Origin of the sequence: Patulibacter minatonensis DSM 18081, assembly GCF_000519325.1 — a bacterium.
Lineage (GTDB): Bacteria > Actinomycetota > Thermoleophilia > Solirubrobacterales > Solirubrobacteraceae > Patulibacter > Patulibacter minatonensis.
Genome location: NZ_KI912613.1, coordinates 2,509,507 through 2,525,028, shown reverse-complemented (window position 1 = coordinate 2,525,028; position 15,522 = coordinate 2,509,507). Strand labels below are relative to the sequence as shown.

Below are 15,522 nucleotides of genomic sequence, written 5' to 3'. Positions count from 1 at the left end.
CCGGGGCGCGGGGCGCGGCCGGTGCTCAGGGCGCGGCCGGGGCGCGGAGGGCAGGGGCGCGGGGGCGACGTGTTCCCGATCCGGTACCCGTCAGGTACCGGATCGGGAACGTCTGGCAACCACGGGCGCCACGCCGAACCCTGCCCCGTCGCGTGCCTGGAATCGCACCCGTGAGGTACCAGATCGGAACGCGCCGAACCGGGGGCCGCCCGGCAGCTGCCCGCCCCGCCGCGTGCCCGATCTCGCACCCGTCAGGTACCGGATCGGCAACGCGCTGAACCCCCGGCCGCCGGCGCCGGGGGCCGAACGGTTCGGCTCCGGACTTCCTGCCTCGCCCTACGCCTCCGCGAAGTACTCCGGGTGCTCGCCCTTGATCGACTCGAGCACCGAGAGCACCATGCGGAGGTGGTGCTTCAGGGCCTCCTCCGCGCGGTCGGGGTCGTGGGCCTCGATCGCCTCGAGGACCGCGCGGTGCTCGAGGATCATCTCGCCCATGTACTCCGGGACCGGCAGGCTGAGCCGGCGGACGCGGACGAGGTGCCCGTCGGCGCGCTGGGCCAGCGACCAGGCGATACCGTGACCCGAGGCCTCGCACAGCGCCTCGTGGAACGCGTCGTCGAGCTCGAAGAACCGGTCGAAGTCGCCGCCGGCGTGGGCCTCGTCCTGCTGCGCGACGATCGCCGCGAGCTGCAGCAGCTCGGCGTCGCCCACGCGCTCGGCGGTCAGGCGGATCGCGGCGCACTCGAGCGCGACCCGGACGAACTGCGCGTCGGCGACGGCACCGATCGAGATCTTCGAGACGAACGTGCCGAGCTGCGGGACGATCTCCACCATGCGGTCGTCGCGCAGGCGGACGAGCGCCTCGCGGACCGGGGTGCGACTGACGCCGAGGGCCTCGGCGAGCTCGTTCTCCGACAGTCGCCGCCCGGGCTCGAGCCGTCCGGCGACCAGGGCGTCGCGCAACGCGTCGTACACCCGCTGCCGGGTCCCGCCACGAGCGCGGTCGGCGAGCGCGATCCTGATGTCCGGCGGAGCCACGCTTGCATACTAGGTGCGCAGCGGGTGGCCGCGGGGCGTCGGGCGCGGCGGATCGTCGCCGCAGGAAGGAACGCCGGCGGCCGACCCGGCCGGAGGGTGGCGTTCGTTCCTGCGCTCCGAGAGCAGGAACGAACGCCGGTCCACCGAGGGACCGGAGCCGGCGCGCGTTCCTGCGCCCCTGGCGCAGCAACGGACGCCAGACGCCGACCAGCGGGCAGGTGGCGCGCCTTTCTGCGCGCCGCACGAGGTCCGCGCCGGCAAGCAGCGCCGCCGACCGGCTGGGGCGCGGGCGGCAGCGCAACATGCGCCCCCGCCGCACGAACCACTGCCGACGCACCAGCGCCGCACGGCGGCAGCGCAACGTGCGCGCACACCGTGCGGAGCGCTGCCACCCCTCCAGCGCCGCAGGGCGCCAGCGCAACGTGCGCGCCCACCGCACGAAGCGCTGCCGGCCCACCGGCGGCGCGAAGTGCCGGCGAACCGTGCGGCCCCGCGGCCGCCCCCTCAGTCCCGCGGGTCCGGGATCGCCACGTAGCGGGTCTGGAGGTACTCCTCGAAGCCCTCCGGCCCGCCCTCGCGACCGAAGCCCGAGTCCTTGATGCCGCCGAACGGGGCAGCGGGGTTCGAGACCAGGCCGGTGTTCATGCCGAGCATGCCCGCCTCGATCGTGCGCGCCAGACGGAGGAGCCGGGCGGCACCCTCGGTGTAGGCGTAGGCGACCAGGCCGTACTCGGTGTCGTTGGCGAGCCGCACGGCCTCCTCCTCGTCCTTGAAGGTGATCACCGGGGCGACCGGGCCGAAGACCTCCTCGTGGAGGATCCGCGCGTCCGCCGGCACGCCGGTCAGGACGGTGCCGGGGTAGTAGCGGCCGTCCGCCTTGTCGTTGCCGCCCGCGGCGACGGTGGCGCCGCGCTCGACGGCGTCGTCGACGAGCTCGCGGACCTTCGCGACGGCGTCGTCGTCGATCATCGGCCCGAGCGTCGTGCCCTCGGCGGTGCCGGCGCCGAGCTGCAGGCCGTCGGCGATCTCGACGAGGCCCTTCGTGAACTCCTCGGCGACCGACTCGTGGACGAGGAAGCGGTTGGCGGACGTGCACGCCTGCCCGCCGTTGCGGAACTTGGCCACCTTCGCGCCCTCGAGCGCGGCGGGGACGTCGGCGTCGTCGAAGACGAGGAACGGGGCGTTGCCGCCGAGCTCCATGGACATCCGCAGGAGGGCCTTGCCGCCCTGCTCGGCGAGGTTGCGCCCGACGGGCGTCGAGCCGGTGAACGAGAGCTTCGCGGTGCGCGGGTGCTCGATCAGCGCGGTGGTGACCTCGCGCGAGTTCGTCGTCGTCAGCACCGAGACGGCCTTCGGGTGGACCCCGGCCTCGACGAGGATGCCGACCAGCGCGAGCATCGTCAGCGGCGTCTGCTGCGGCGGCTTGATGACGACCGAACAGCCCGCGGCGAGGGCCGGCGCGATCTTGCGGGTGCCCATCGCCAGCGGGAAGTTCCACGGGGTGACGAACACGCAGGGCCCGACCGGGTCCTTCTGCGTGAGGATCCGGCCGCCGGAAGTCTCGTGGAACGCGTGGCGCCCCTCGATCCGGGTCGCGCGCTCGGAGTACTCGAGCAGGAAGCCGTTGGCGTAGGCGACCTCGCCCTTCGAGTCGGGGAGCGCCTTGCCCATCTCCAGGGACATCAGCTCGGCGAGCTCGTCGGCCCGCTCGGCGACGAGCTCCCAGGCTTTGCGGAGCGCGTTCGAGCGCTCGCGCGGGGACGTCGCCCGCCACGCGAGGAAGCCCTCCCAGGCACCGTCCATGGTGGCCTGTGCGTCGTCCGGCGTGCCGTCGGTGACGTGCGCGAGCGCGGAGTCGTCGGCCTTGTTCGTGACGACGAACGTCTCGCCGCCGAGCTTCGTCCAGTCGCCGTCGATGTGGCTCTGCGCGGGCACGCGGAGCGGGAGGTCGGGAGTCTGCTCGTCGGCCATGGTCATCCTCGATCTGCTCGTTGCCGGGTCGGTGTCCGACCTGCGCCGCGGGGTCCGCCGCGGCCGGTCGATCCATCCTGTCACGCGTCCCGCGGGCCCCCGGCGCGACGGGCCGTCGCGGGTCCCGTCGTGCTGCCGGACGACCCGTGCGGTCGGCGCGCGGCCGGTGGGTACCCGGGGTGCCGCGCGGTCATGCGGCCAGTGGGCACCCGGGGTGCCGCGCGGTCATGCGGCCAGTGGGCACCCGGGGTGCCGGCCCGCCGTGAAGATCAGTCGAAGACCACGACCTGCCGCACGCCCTCGCCCTTCGCCAGGCGCTCGAAGCCGGCGTTGATCTCGTCCGGGCGCAGCCGGTGGGTGAGGAGGCGGTCGACCGGCAGGCGGCCCGCGCGGTAGAGGGCGACGAAGCGCGGGATGTCGCGCTCGGGGACGCAGGAACCGAGATACGAGCCCTGCAGCGTGCGCTCCTCGGCGGTGAGGGAGACCGCCGGGATCGAGAGGCTCGCCGACGGGTGGGGCAGGCCGACGGTCGTGGTCACGCCGCCGCGGCGGGTCGCCGCGTAGGCGGTCGCCAGCACGCCGGCCGAGCCGACGGTCTCGATCGCGTGGTCGGGCCCGCCGCCCGTCACCGCGCGCACGCGCTCGACGACGTCGTCGCCCGAGGAGATCGCGTGCGTCGCCCCCAGCTCGCGGGCGAGCTCCAGCTTCTCCTCGACGACGTCGACCACGACGACCGGGTGCGCACCCGCGGCGATCGCCCCGAGCATCGCGGCGAGGCCGACGCCGCCGAGCCCGAAGATCGCCACGGACTCGCCCGGCCGGACCTTCGCGGCGTTGACGACGGCGCCGACGCCGGTGAGGACCGCGCAGCCGAACAGCGCGGCCACCTCCCACGGGACCTCCGGGTCGATCCGGACGACCGAGCGGGCGGACACGACGACGTGGTCGCTGAAGCCGGAGACGCCGAGGTGGTGGTGGACGTCGCCGTCGCCGTCGTGCAGACGCCGGCCGCCCGCGAGGAGCTCGCCGCGACCGTTCGCCGCGGCGCCGGGCTCGCAGAGCGCCGGCCGGCCCTGGCGGCACGGGTCGCACGCGCCGCAGGACGGGACGAACGCCATCACGACGTGGTCGCCGACGGCGAAGCCGAGCGCACCGCTCCCGCCGTCGGCGTCGGCCGGCCGGGCCGTCCCCTCCCCCAGCCCGACGACCTCGCCGGCGACCTCGTGGCCGAGCGCCATCGGCGTCGGGCGGGGCCGGTCGCCGTTGACCGTCGAGAGGTCGGAGTGGCAGAGCCCGGCGGCGCGGACGCGGACGAGCAGCTCGCCGCGGCCGGGCGGGTCGAGGGTCAGCGTCTCGAGCGTCAGCGGCCGGGTCTCGTCGTACGGCCGGTCGACGCCGGTCTCGCGGAGGACCGCCGCGGTGGTCGTGGTGGGGTGCGCGGTGCTCACGCGTTCGCCCTGGACCCGTCCGTCGCAGCCATCGGGCCATGCTATGCCTCGATGGTGAACTTCGCCCGGGACACGGTGGACGCGCAGGACCCCGCGAGGACGGCGCTGGTCGAGCTCGCCCGCGACGGGGCGCGGCGGGTCTGGTCGTTCGGCGACGCGGCCGACGGCGCCGCCCGCGCCGCCGGGGTCCTGACCGCCCGCGGGGTCCGTCGCGGGGACGTCGTCCTGACCCTGATCGGCAACCGGCCCGAGTGGGTCCTGACGATGGTCGCGTGCTTCCGGATCGGCGCGGTCGTCCTGCCGTGCACCGAGCAGCTGCGGCCGGCCGACCTGCGCTCGCGGCTCGAGGCCGTCCCGCCGCGGCTGATCGTCGCCGACGAGCGCAACCGCGAGACGCTCGAGGCCGCCGCGCCCGACGCGGAGGTCCTGTGGGTGCCGGCCGCCGCATCCGCCGCCGCCGGCCAGGTCCTCGCGGCCGACCCTGCCCCGGCCATCGACCACCCCCTCCTCGCCGCCGACCCGGCCCCCGCCGTCGACCTCGACCCCGGCGACGGGTGCCTGATCACGTTCACGAGCGGGACGTCCGGGCGCGCGAAGCCCGTCCTCCACGGCCAGCGGTACCTGACCGGGCAGGCGGTCCAGGCGAAGCACTGGCTCGGTGCCGGCCGGGACGACCTCGTGTGGTGCACCGCCGCGAGCGGGTGGAGCAAGAGCGCGCGCAACGTCTTCATCGCCCCGTGGCTGACCGGCGCCGCGGCGCTCCTGCACGACGCGCGCTTCGACCCCGCCGAGCGGCTCGAGCTGCTCGTCCGCGAGCGCGTCACCGTTCTCTGCATGGCGCCCACCGAGTACCGCGTGATCAGCGCCCGCGCCGAGATCCCGCCGCTGCCCGACTGTCGCGGCCTGGTCGCGGCCGGCGAGGCCCTGAACCCCGAGGTCATCCGTGCCTGGGAGGCCGCCACGGGGGTCACGATCCGCGACGGCTACGGCCAGACCGAGACCGGCCAGCTGACCGGCGTGCCGCCCGGCGGCGAGGTCCGCCCGGGCTCGATGGGCCGGCCGCTGCCGGGCGTCCGCGCGTGGATCGACGACGGCGAGCTGGTGGTCGACCCCGCGACCGTGCCGACGTTCTTCCTGCGGTACCTCGGGGACGCGGGGGCCGCGGGTGACGGCGACGGGCCGGCCGACGAGCACGGGCCCGCGGCCGACGGCGCGGCCGGTGGGGCCGGAGCGGGCGGCGCGGCCGGGGAGGCGGTCGGCCGCGCGGACGACGACACGGCCCTCGCCGACCGCGCCACCACCGGTGAGGTCTGGCGCACCGGCGATCGCGTCACGCAGGACGACGACGGCTACCTCTTCTTCGAGGGCCGCACCGACGACGTGATCATCAGCGCCGGGTACCGGATCGGGCCGTTCGAGGTCGAGTCGGCGCTCGTGTCGCACCACGCGGTCGCCGAGGCCGCCGCGGTCGCGGCCCCCGATCCCGAGCGCGGGTCGGTCGTCCGCGCCGTCGTCGTCCTGCGCGACGGCCACGAGCCGTCCGACGACCTCGTCCGCGAGCTCCAGGACCACGTCAAGGCGGAGACCGCGCCGTACAAGTACCCGCGGATCGTCGACTTCGCGGACGAGCTCCCGAAGACGTCGAGCGGGAAGGTCCGCCGGAAGGCCCTGAGAGAGGGCGACGACCGGTGAGCGCGGTCGGGCCCGCTCCAGCGGACGGTCGTGACCCGGCCACGGCCCGCGACGCCGCAGCCGTCGCCCGCGACCTCGCCCGGATCGTCGGCGAGAGCCACGTGCGCGAGCCCGTCCCCGCCGAGCTGCTGCAGGACGCGACCGAGACCCGCGGCGTCCGCGGCGCGGCCCTCGCCGCCGCGTTCCCCGCCGACGCCGCACAGACCGCCGCGGTCGTCCGCTGGGCCGCGGAGCAGGGCGTCCCGGTCGTCCCCCGCGGCGGCGGCACCGGGTACTCGGGCGGTGCGACGCCCGACGCCGGGTCGATCGTGCTCGCCACCGACCGGCTCACCGGTCCGCCCGAGCTCGTCCCCGAGGCGTGGCGCGGGACGTTCGGCGCCGGGACGATCACCGCCGAGGTCCACCGGCGCTGCGTCGAGGCCGGGCTGTTCTTCGGGCCGAACCCCGGGTCGGCGGAGTCGTGCCGGATCGGCGGGAACGTCGCCACCAACGCGGGCGGGCCGCGGTCCTTCCGGCACGGGTCGACGCGCGCGTGGCTCAGCGGTGCGGAGGTCGTCCTGCCCGGCGGCGAGCTCGTGCGCCTCGGCGGCGACGCCCGCAAGAGCGTGGAGACGCTCGACCTCCTCGGTCTCGTCTGCGGCTCGGAGGGCACGCTCGGCGTGATCACCGCGGTCACGCTGCGTCTCCAGCCCGCGCCCGAGGTCGCGCTGCCGGTCCTCGCCGTCTACGCCGACCGCGACGCCGGTCTCCGCGCGATCACCGCCGCGATGGCCTGCGGCGTCGTCCCGACGGCGCTGGAGTTCCTCGACGGTGGTGCCCTGCGCGCCGCGGCCGCGACGTTCCCCGGCGGCCTGCCCGAAGACGCCGCGTTCGCCGTCCTGGCGGAGGCGCTCGGCACGGCGGAGATCGCGGCGCTCGAGGCCGCCGCGCTCGCCGACGCGCTGGCGGAGGACGCCCTCGTCGTCCGCCGGCCCGACGCCCGGGCCGACGTCGACGCCCTCTGGCGCTGGCGCGACGGGGTGTCGCTCCAGGTCGTCGCGGCGCGCGGCGGCAAGCTGTCGGAGGACGTCGTCGTCCCCGCCGAGCGGCTCGGCGAGGCGCTCGCAGCGATCGACCGGCTGGGCGACGAGCACGGCGTGCCGGTCACGTCGTGGGGCCACGCCGGCGACGGGATCCTGCACGCGACCGTGCTCGTCGACCGGTCGGACGCGGCGGCGCTGGCCGGCGCCCGCGACGCCGCGCACGCGATGCTCGGGATCGCCGCCGACCTGGGCGGCGCGCTCAGTGGCGAGCACGGCATCGGCTCCGTGAAGCTCGCCGGCGCCGCGACGCTCGACCCCGCGGTGCTCGCGGCCCAGCGCGCGGTGAAGGATGCCCTGGACCCGCGCGGGACCATGAACCCCGGTCGCAAGCTGCCGCCGGCCGCGGCCACCCCCGCCGAAGAATCCGGCCGCGGCCGATGAGTCCCGGACGTCGCCCCGGTCCAGGGGTTCGATTCGTCACCCACGACGAGCCCCACTCCCCCCGAACCTGAACGAGGATCCCCTCATGCGCACACTGATCGTCACCGCCTTCGTCTCCCTCGACGGCGTCATGGAGGCCCCGGGCGGCGAGCCCGAGTACCGCAACTCGGGCTGGACGTTCAAGGACGTCGAGTTCGACCCGGCCGCCTACGCGGTCAAGGGCGCCGAGCAGGAGACGGCCGGGTCGCTGCTCCTCGGCCGCACGAGCTACGAGGCGTTCGCGCCGGTGTGGCCGACGATGGACGACTTCGCGCGGTACAACGAGCTTCCCCGCCACGTCGTCTCGACGACGCTGCAGCAGGACGACGAGCGCTGGCCCGCCACGATCCTGCGCTCCGTCGACGAGGTCGCGAAGCTCAAGGAGGGCGACGGCGGCCCGATCCTCGTCCACGGCAGCGCGACGCTCGGTGCGTCGCTCGCGGACGCCGGCCTCGTCGACCGCTACACGCTGCTCGTCTTCCCGCTCCTCCTGGGCGCCGGCAAGCGCCTGTTCAGCGGTGCCGACAAGGACGCGACGAAGCTGAAGCTCGTCGAGCACGAGGTCTACTCCAACGACGTCCAGAAGCAGATCTTCGACGTCGTCCGCTGACGACGACGGCCGGCGCCCGCGGAATTCGCGGGCGCCGGTCGTCCTGATCACCATCGCGGGGCGCAGGGCCCCGCGTTCCGGCCTAGAACCTCAGCGTGCCCTTCGCGGCCGTCGCGCGGACGCCGATCTGGGAGACCGCGATCCCCAGGCCGTAGCGGCCTCGCGGCAGCGCCTTCTTCGACGACAGCGTCACCGTCGCGACGCGGCCCCGCAGCTCGGCGCGGCTCGTCGCGAGCTGGTGCCCGCCGCGGGTCAGGCGCAGACGGACGGCGGTCCGGCTGCCCGCCTTGTTCGTCGTCCTGCAGGTCACGACGACCTTCGTGCGCCCGTGGAGCTTCCCGGTGCACGTGATCTTCCCGACGGAGCCGGTCTTCCCGGTCTTGCCCGTCGCGCCGGTCTTCCCGGGCGCCCCCGTGGCGCCGGTCGGTCCGGCCGGTCCCTGCGGACCGGGCGCGCCGTTCGTGCCGTTGGTGCCGGCCGGGCCCGCCGGACCTGCGGGACCCGCCGGACCGGTCACCGTCGCCGGGGGCGCGGGATCACCGACGACCTGACCGGTGTCGGGGTCGAGCTTCACGGCCGGGGCGCGCTGGGCGGCCGGCGAGAAGTCGAACATGTTCGTGATCGGGTTCGCCTTGACGTCGACGGAGCCGCCGCCGATGCGGCCGAGCGACCAGTTGTCCTCGATGAACTTCAGGACCGACGTCTGGTCGGTGATCGAGTGGTCCACGAAGTTCTGCTTCGCGTACGGCGAGATCACGATCAGCGGCAGCCGCGGGCCGAAGCCGCAGCGGTCGTTGGCCTGCGTGACCTGCCCGCCGGTGCGGGTGGTGCCGCACTGGCCGGCGCCGTTGAGGAAGTCCTCGGCCGACGTCGAGCTGCGGACGATCGGCGGCGCCTGGTGGTCGTACCAGCCGTCGGAGTCGTCGTACGCGATGACGATCGCGGTGCTGTCCCAGTCGGGCCCGGCCTCGATCTCGTTGACCTTCTGCGCGATGTAGCGCTGCTCGTCGAGCGGGTCGGAGTAGCCGGCGTGGCCGTCCTGGTAGTGCGGGGCCTTCACGAACGAGACCGACGGCAGCTGACCGGTGGTGACGGCCGTGTCGAAGTCGCTGGTGTCGTACTGGTGGTTGGCCTGACCGTTGTCGCCGATCTTCTCGCCGGACGCGGGCGGCAGGTGCTCGGGGTTCGCCGTCGACTTGTAGTACGCGAACGGGTTGTGGTGCGCGTCGTAGTCGACCTGGTTGGCGCCCGACACGTTCTGGTGCGCGGAGCCGCAGGTCGGGCGGCCGTGCGGGAACGTCGCGTCCGGCGCGGCGCGCGAGGTCGGCGTGAAGCCGCCCTCGAACCAGCCCCAGCTGACCTTCGACGTGTTCAGGAGGTCGCCGATGTTGCGGCTCGGGTTCGTCGCGTCGCTCTTCGTGCTGGCACCCAGCGCGTAGAAGCCGCTCGCCGGCGTGCAGCCGTCGTAGTCGGGATACGGGTTGGCGTTCGCGTAGACCGTGCCGTTGTCCGTGTTGCCGGCCTGCGTCGGCAGCGGGTTGCCGGCGTCGTCGACCGCCGTGGCCGTGTTGCCGGAGACCAGCTCGATCGCGCCGGGCGTCGACGGCCCGAACCCGGTGCCGTACGAGTTGTCGCTCATGGCGAAGTGCTGGGCGTAGTTCCAGTAGCCCGTCACCGTGTTGCCGTCGAAGTAGTTGAGGACCTCGGACCCGGCGCACGTCCCGGAGCCGGTCGTGTTCTCGACGAAGCGGTCCATGAGGCCGCCGTTGAACGCCTTCTGCTCGGCGGAGTAGCCGTGGTTGTTGTCGCAGCCGATGGTCGGGACGACGTCGGACGGCGCCAGCCGCTTGGGGTTCGCGCTGTTGGGGTTGTTGTCGAGGAGGTTCTGGGTCAGGCCGTTGACCGAGGGGGTTCCCGGTGCGGCGTTGAATGGTGTCTCGCCCGCTGCGTTGGCCGCGTGAGGGTACGTGCCGAAGTAGTGGTCGAACGAGATGTTCTCCTGGAACAGGACCACGACGTGCTTGATGGGCGTCGTGGTCGGGGCCGAGGAGGACGGTGAGGGAGAGGGACCGGCGGCACCGGCGAACCCGACGCCGGCGGCGATGGCCGCTGAGGCGAGGAGTCCGGCGCCGGCGGCACCGAGGATCTGGGGCTTGCGCATCGGCGGGCATGCTCCTCGCGGCCCCCGGACCCCCGGTGTCGATCCTGTGTACCACGCAACGTCGGGAGCGCCGAAACGCCAGCTACGACCGAGGGATCCACGTTTCCAGCGGCAGCGCGCCACGCCCGCAGCGCGTTCACACCGCCGCAACCGGCACCGGTCGGGCGGCTCGTACGGTCCGGCCCGTGCTGGACCGTCTCTCCCGCGGCGCGCTGCTCGGCGCGGTGCTCCTGATCGCCGTCGTCGTGGGCCTCGTGCTGTTCACGGCGCTCGGCGTCGGCGGGGGTCCAGCGGACCACCCGGAGCGTCGCGCGGCCGTGCCCGGACGCACCGTCCCGCACCCCGCCGCGCTCCCCGGGCGCGCCGGCCGTTCGGAGTCGATCGGCTCCCGCGAGAACGGCGACGGCGGCGACCCGGACGCGCCGGTGCTGAACGAGGCGATCCCGTTCCGCGAGGCCGACTTCCGCGGTCCGATCGCCCGTTACCGGCGCTACGCCGCCGCCGAGGTCGACCGGCTGATCCCCGAGGCCGCGACGCTGCGCCGCGCCGTCGCGTCCGGCGACCGGGAGCGCTCGAGGACCGCGTGGCGCGCCGCCTTCGAGCGCTACCAGCGGCTCGGCGCGGTCTACGGCGCGTTCGGCGAGGTCGACGGGGCGATCGACGGGCTCGCCGGCGGCCTCCCGCACGGCACCCGCGACCGCCACTTCACCGGGCTGCACCGCCTCGAGCTCGGGCTGTGGGGCCACGAGCCCGTGCGGTCGCTGATCCCGGTCGCGACGCGCCTGACCGCCGACGTCCGGCGGCTGCGCCGCGTCGTGCCGCGGACCGAGATCACCGCGCTGGACTTCGCGACGCGCGCCCACGAGATCGTCGAGGACGCGCAGCGCGACTTCCTGAGCGGCCGCCACGTGCCGTGGAGCCACGAGGGCGTCCTGGCGACCGCCGGGGGCCTGGACGCCACCCAGGCCGTCCTGACCGCCCTGCACCCGCTGCTCAAGGGCCAGCAGTCCGAGGTCACGTCGCAGGCGGGGCTCGACCGGCTGCGCGGCACGCTGCGGTCGATCCGGGCCGCGCACCACGGCGTCGACCCGACGACCGACGCGCTCCGGCCGTCCGAGCGGAACGCCCTGAACGCGAGCACCAGCTGGGCGCTCGAGCGGCTCCAGACCCTCCCAGGATCCCTCGAGACGACCGATCCGCCCCCGATCCCGAAGCTGCCGAGCCGATGAGCCGCCCGACCGACCACCGGAGTCCCGCGCGATGAGCCCCCTGGACCGGCGTCAGTTCCTCTCGCGCTCCGCCCTGACCCTCGGGGCAGCAGGCGCCGGGGCCGCGGCCGCCGCGGCGGCAGCAGGCGCCGCGGGGACCGACGACCCCACCGCGGCCGCCGCGGCGAACGCCCCGTCCGACGGCCTCGCCGGTGCCGTCCCCTTCGACGGCCCGCACCAGGCCGGCGTGCTGCGCCCGGCCTCCGCCCACGCCCGCTTCGCGGCGTTCGACGCGACGGCGCCCGACGCCGGAGCGCTCGCCTCCGCGCTCCAGGCGCTCTCGTACCGGGCGCGGGTGCTGACCGCCGGCGGCGCGACCTCCCCGCTGGACCCCGACGCGCCGCCGCTGGACTCCGGCGTCCTCGGCGGCACGATCGCCCCGGACGGCCTGACCGTCACGATCGGCTTCGGGGCGTCCCTCTTCGACGACCGCTACGGCCTCGCGAAGCAGCGGCCCGCGCACCTGACGCCGATGCCCCGCTTCGCCGTCGACGACGACCTCGTCGCCGACCAGACCCACGGCGACGTCCTCGTCCAGATCGCCGCGGCGCACCGCGACACCGTCACGCACGCGATGCGCGAGCTCATGCGCACCGTCCGCGGCGCGCTCGAGCTGCGGTGGACGGTCGACGGCTTCCAGGGGGCCTCCCGGGGGCCGACGAGGAAGAGCTCGTCCCGCAACCTCTTCGGCTTCCGCGACGGTACGAGCAACCCCGACCCCGCGGACGCCGCGCTCATGGACCGCCTCGTGTGGTCGAAGGCCGGTGAGCCCGCCTGGGCGGCCGGCGGGACCTACCTCGTCGTCCGCCAGATCCGGATGCAGGTCGAGTTCTGGGACCGCGTCGGCCTGCGCGAGCAGGAGAACATGATCGGGCGGCACCGGGACACCGGCGCGCCGCTCGGCGGGACCGACGAGTTCCAGGATCCCCGCCTCGACGCCGACCCGAAGGGCGCCCGGATCCCGTCGGACGCCCACATCCGTCTGGCGAACCCGCGGACCGCCGCGACGGATGACCAGCGGATCCTCCGTCGCGCCTACAACTACGACCGCGGATTCGACCGCGCGGGCACGCTCGACCAGGGTCTCCTCTTCGTCGCGTACAACCAGGACCCGGCGCGGCAGTTCGCGCGGATCCAGGAGCGCCTGAACGACGAGCCGATGACCGACTACGTCAGCCCGGTCGGGGGCGGCTACTTCTTCGTGCCGCCCGGGACGGGTCGGACCGGCGAGCGCTCCGGCTGGATCGGCCGGACGCTCTTCGCCTGAGCGCCCCGCCGGGGCCGCGGTGGCGGCCGGCGTTCCCGCCGCCGGGGTCCGCCGCCCCGGTCGCGACGGTTCCGCGCGCCCGGGCCGCCGCGGTGGGCGACCGCCGGACCGGCGACCGGGCTACCGCGTGATCCGCAGGATCCGGTCGTCGCCCTGCCTCACGGTGCCGCGCCCGTCGCGGTTGGACGTCCCGAACCAGAGCGAGCCGTCCGGCGCCGCGGTCACGGCGCGGATCCGCCCGAAGCGTCCCGCGTAGAGGGCCCGCGGGGTGCCGGCCTTCGCGCCCTTCAGCGGGACGTCCCACAGGCGCTCGCCGCCCAGCGCCGCCACGTAGAGGTGCCCCTTGACGATCGCGACGCCGCTCGGCGAGGCCTCGTCGGTCGACCACGTCACCTGCGGGTTCGTGAACTTCCCGTCCTGCGTATCGCCCCTGCCCTCGACCGTGGGCCAGCCGTAGTTCCTGCCCTTCTCGACGAGGTTGACCTCGTCGGTGGTGTTCTGCCCGAACTCGCTGGCCCACAGGCGCCCCGCGGAGTCGAACGCCAGGCCCTGCACGTTCCGGTGCCCGAGCGAGAACACGCGGGAGCCGGCGAACGGGTTGTCCTTCGGCACCGACCCGCTCGGGTTCATCCGCAGGATCTTGCCGTTCTGCTTCGTCCGGTCCTGGGCCAGCGCGGTGTTCCCGGTGTCGCCGACGCCCGCGTAGAGCTTGCCGTCGGGCCCGAACGCGATCCGGCCGCCGTTGTGGATCTGGGCCTTCGCGAGGCCGGTGAGGACCGTCCTCGGGCGGATCGACCGGGTGTTCGCCGTCACCGGGAAGCGCACGATGCGGTTGTCGGATCGCGACGTGAAGTACGCGTAGACGAGCTTGTCCTTCGCGTACGTCGGCGACGCCGCGAGGCCGAGCAGCCCGCCCTCGCCCTCCTCGACCACGCCGGGGACCCGGGCGACCGTCGTGGCCTTCTTCGCGCCCTTGCGGATCCGCTTGATCACGCCGCCGCGCTCCGACACGAGGGCGTCGCCGTTCGGGAGGAAGACGACGCTCCAGGGCGTGTTCAGCCCGGTCGCGATCGTGCGCGGACCGCTCGCCGCCGCGCGCGTCGTCGCGGCACCGCCCGTCGAGGACGTGCCGGTCACCGCCGGATCGGCGGTGGTGACCTGGGCCGTGGGCGACCCGGCGTCGCCCGACGTGGTCGTGTCGGTGTCCGCCGAGGACGACCCGCAGGCCGTCAGGGAGACGACCGCGGTCGTCGCCAGCACGGATGCGGTGATTCGGGAGCGCATGCCCCCATGCTGCCCGTCGGACGGGCCCCGCACGCCGGTTCGTGGCGCGGAGGCGCTCGCACGACGCCCGCCGTGGCGGGCCTGCTCCTACTTGCGGCGCTTCTTGCGGTTGCCGCCCGGCTGCTTCTTCGGCGTCGGGGCGGGCGCGGGATCGGACGTCGAGCCGCCGGTCCGCGACCGGCCGCCGGCCTGGGCGCGGTCGGCCTCCTCCATCAGCTGCGCCCGCGTGGGCCACGGCACGGCCTCGCCGGACTGCCACGCCGCGGAGCGCCCGCCCGGCCACCGGCCGAGCAGCGTCAGGCCCAGCGCGATGAACCAGAACGCGCGGAGGATGTCGCCGGCCTGGCCGAGCAGCTGCGGGATCACCGACATCACGGCGAGGAGGACGCCGATCGACCCGATGACCTTCGTCAGGAGCCCGACGTTCATCGCGCTGAGCGCCGCGGCGCCGAGGCCGACCGCGCCGAGGAGCGACCCGATGCCCGTGGCGACGCGGATGCCGAGGAAGTTGTCCTGGACGTGCTTGATCACGTCGTGCGCGGCGCCGTTGGTCTGCATCGCCGGGGCGAGCTCCGAGAAGTCGTGGTACTGCGAGCCCTGGTAGGCGTAGGCCACGATCGAGCCAAGGCCGAACAGCACACCACCGACGACCGGCGCCCAGAGGAACCAGCGCGGGAACGACGGACGGCGACGCCAGGCGGCCCGGATCAGGCCGTAGAGGACCGGCGTGGCGAGCAGGATGCCGATGCCCGTCGCGGCGCCGCCGGCGATCACGAGGATCCAGTCGGAGCCGTAGTGCCCGATGGCGTCGGACTGGGCGCCCACGAGGCCGTTGGGGTCGTGCCCGGGCGTGGCGAAGAACTGCAGCGACTCGCCGACCGAGCGGGTCTGGGCGATGTCGTCGTCGATGCCCCGCGACGCCATCGCCCGCAGGACGAAGGAGATCACCGCGAAGACGCCGGAGAGGACGCCGAGGACGCCGGCGGTCGGCAGCCAGCGCCGCTCGAGCGCGAGGGTCTCCGCCGGGTCGAGGGCGTCGGGGATAGGCTTGACGGGGCGCTGCTTGCGCTCGGTGCTCATGCGGACTTCCGGTCGGAGGATCGGGGCGCTCGGTCGCGCGACGGCACGCGGCGGACGATCCAGCGCTCGGCGCTCGCCCCGGTACGGCCGACGCGCTCCACCGTACCGACGACCACGTCGAGGACGGGGCCGGTGACGCGGAGCGCGGTCTCCAGCCGTCCGCGCCAGGCACGCTGTCGGGGGCTGAGTCGGGCCACGGGC

12 protein-coding genes are annotated in these 15,522 nt (G+C 74.8%); 5 read left to right on the top strand and 7 right to left on the bottom strand.

The features are described 5' to 3' along the window. Positions 1 to 336 precede the first annotated feature (336 nt). The 3 genes from PATMI_RS29420 to PATMI_RS0111580 all read right to left on the bottom strand — a co-directional run bounded on the left by PATMI_RS29420 (position 337) and on the right by PATMI_RS0111580 (position 4,457). Complete coding sequence (locus tag PATMI_RS29420; RefSeq protein WP_084269883.1) at positions 337 to 1,038, bottom strand: GntR family transcriptional regulator; 702 nt, start codon at positions 1,036 to 1,038, stop codon at positions 337 to 339. Positions 1,039 to 1,542: 504 nt separating this feature from the next. Further along, positions 1,543 to 3,009 (bottom strand): NAD-dependent succinate-semialdehyde dehydrogenase, encoded by a 1,467-nt coding sequence (locus tag PATMI_RS0111585; RefSeq protein ID WP_026911012.1) that lies wholly within the window; start codon positions 3,007 to 3,009, stop codon positions 1,543 to 1,545. 269 nt (positions 3,010 to 3,278) lie between these two features. Then, on the bottom strand, positions 3,279 to 4,457 hold the full coding sequence (locus tag PATMI_RS0111580; RefSeq protein ID WP_026911011.1) for a zinc-dependent alcohol dehydrogenase family protein: 1,179 nt from the start codon (positions 4,455 to 4,457) through the stop codon (positions 3,279 to 3,281). Positions 4,458 to 4,508: 51 nt separating this feature from the next. Here PATMI_RS0111580 and PATMI_RS0111575 point away from each other — a divergent pair, with 51 nt between their 5' ends. From PATMI_RS0111575 to PATMI_RS0111565, 3 genes are all read left to right on the top strand, one after another. Continuing rightward, complete coding sequence (locus PATMI_RS0111575) at positions 4,509 to 6,149, top strand: acetate--CoA ligase (RefSeq protein WP_245604157.1); 1,641 nt, start codon at positions 4,509 to 4,511, stop codon at positions 6,147 to 6,149. Next, positions 6,146 to 7,612, top strand: a complete 1,467-nt coding sequence (locus PATMI_RS29415) for an FAD-binding oxidoreductase (RefSeq protein WP_051471422.1) — start codon at positions 6,146 to 6,148, stop codon at positions 7,610 to 7,612. Before PATMI_RS0111575 ends, PATMI_RS29415 begins: the two co-directional genes overlap by 4 nt. An 85-nt stretch (positions 7,613 to 7,697) precedes the next feature. Beyond that, a complete protein-coding gene (locus PATMI_RS0111565; protein WP_026911009.1) occupies positions 7,698 to 8,261 on the top strand; it encodes a dihydrofolate reductase family protein in 564 nt (187 codons plus the stop codon). An 82-nt stretch (positions 8,262 to 8,343) separates the two neighbouring features. On the opposite strand, the gene PATMI_RS29410 is transcribed toward PATMI_RS0111565, so the two are convergent. Continuing rightward, on the bottom strand, positions 8,344 to 10,422 hold the full coding sequence (locus PATMI_RS29410) for an alkaline phosphatase family protein (RefSeq protein WP_211241725.1): 2,079 nt from the start codon (positions 10,420 to 10,422) through the stop codon (positions 8,344 to 8,346). 185 nt (positions 10,423 to 10,607) lie between these two features. On the opposite strand from PATMI_RS29410, the gene PATMI_RS34450 reads away from it, so the two are divergent. Next, entirely contained in the window at positions 10,608 to 11,651 is a 1,044-nt protein-coding gene (locus PATMI_RS34450; protein ID WP_051471420.1) for an EfeM/EfeO family lipoprotein, read from the top strand. A 31-nt stretch (positions 11,652 to 11,682) separates the two neighbouring features. Continuing rightward, positions 11,683 to 12,957 (top strand): iron uptake transporter deferrochelatase/peroxidase subunit, encoded by a 1,275-nt coding sequence (efeB, locus tag PATMI_RS0111550; protein ID WP_026911008.1) that lies wholly within the window; start codon positions 11,683 to 11,685, stop codon positions 12,955 to 12,957. A gap of 120 nt (positions 12,958 to 13,077) precedes the next feature. Here efeB and PATMI_RS29400 read toward each other — a convergent pair whose 3' ends face one another. The 3 genes from PATMI_RS29400 to PATMI_RS0111535 all read right to left on the bottom strand — a co-directional run bounded on the left by PATMI_RS29400 (position 13,078) and on the right by PATMI_RS0111535 (position 15,518). Further along, complete coding sequence (locus PATMI_RS29400) at positions 13,078 to 14,241, bottom strand: PQQ-dependent sugar dehydrogenase (protein WP_084269881.1); 1,164 nt, start codon at positions 14,239 to 14,241, stop codon at positions 13,078 to 13,080. 87 nt (positions 14,242 to 14,328) lie between these two features. Further along, positions 14,329 to 15,321: a hypothetical protein gene (locus PATMI_RS0111540; RefSeq protein ID WP_026911006.1), complete on the bottom strand. Its 993-nt coding sequence runs from the start codon at positions 15,319 to 15,321 to the stop codon at positions 14,329 to 14,331. After that, positions 15,318 to 15,518 (bottom strand): hypothetical protein, encoded by a 201-nt coding sequence (locus PATMI_RS0111535; RefSeq protein ID WP_026911005.1) that lies wholly within the window; start codon positions 15,516 to 15,518, stop codon positions 15,318 to 15,320. The genes PATMI_RS0111540 and PATMI_RS0111535 overlap by 4 nt, the downstream gene beginning before the upstream one ends. Positions 15,519 to 15,522: the final 4 nt, after the last annotated feature.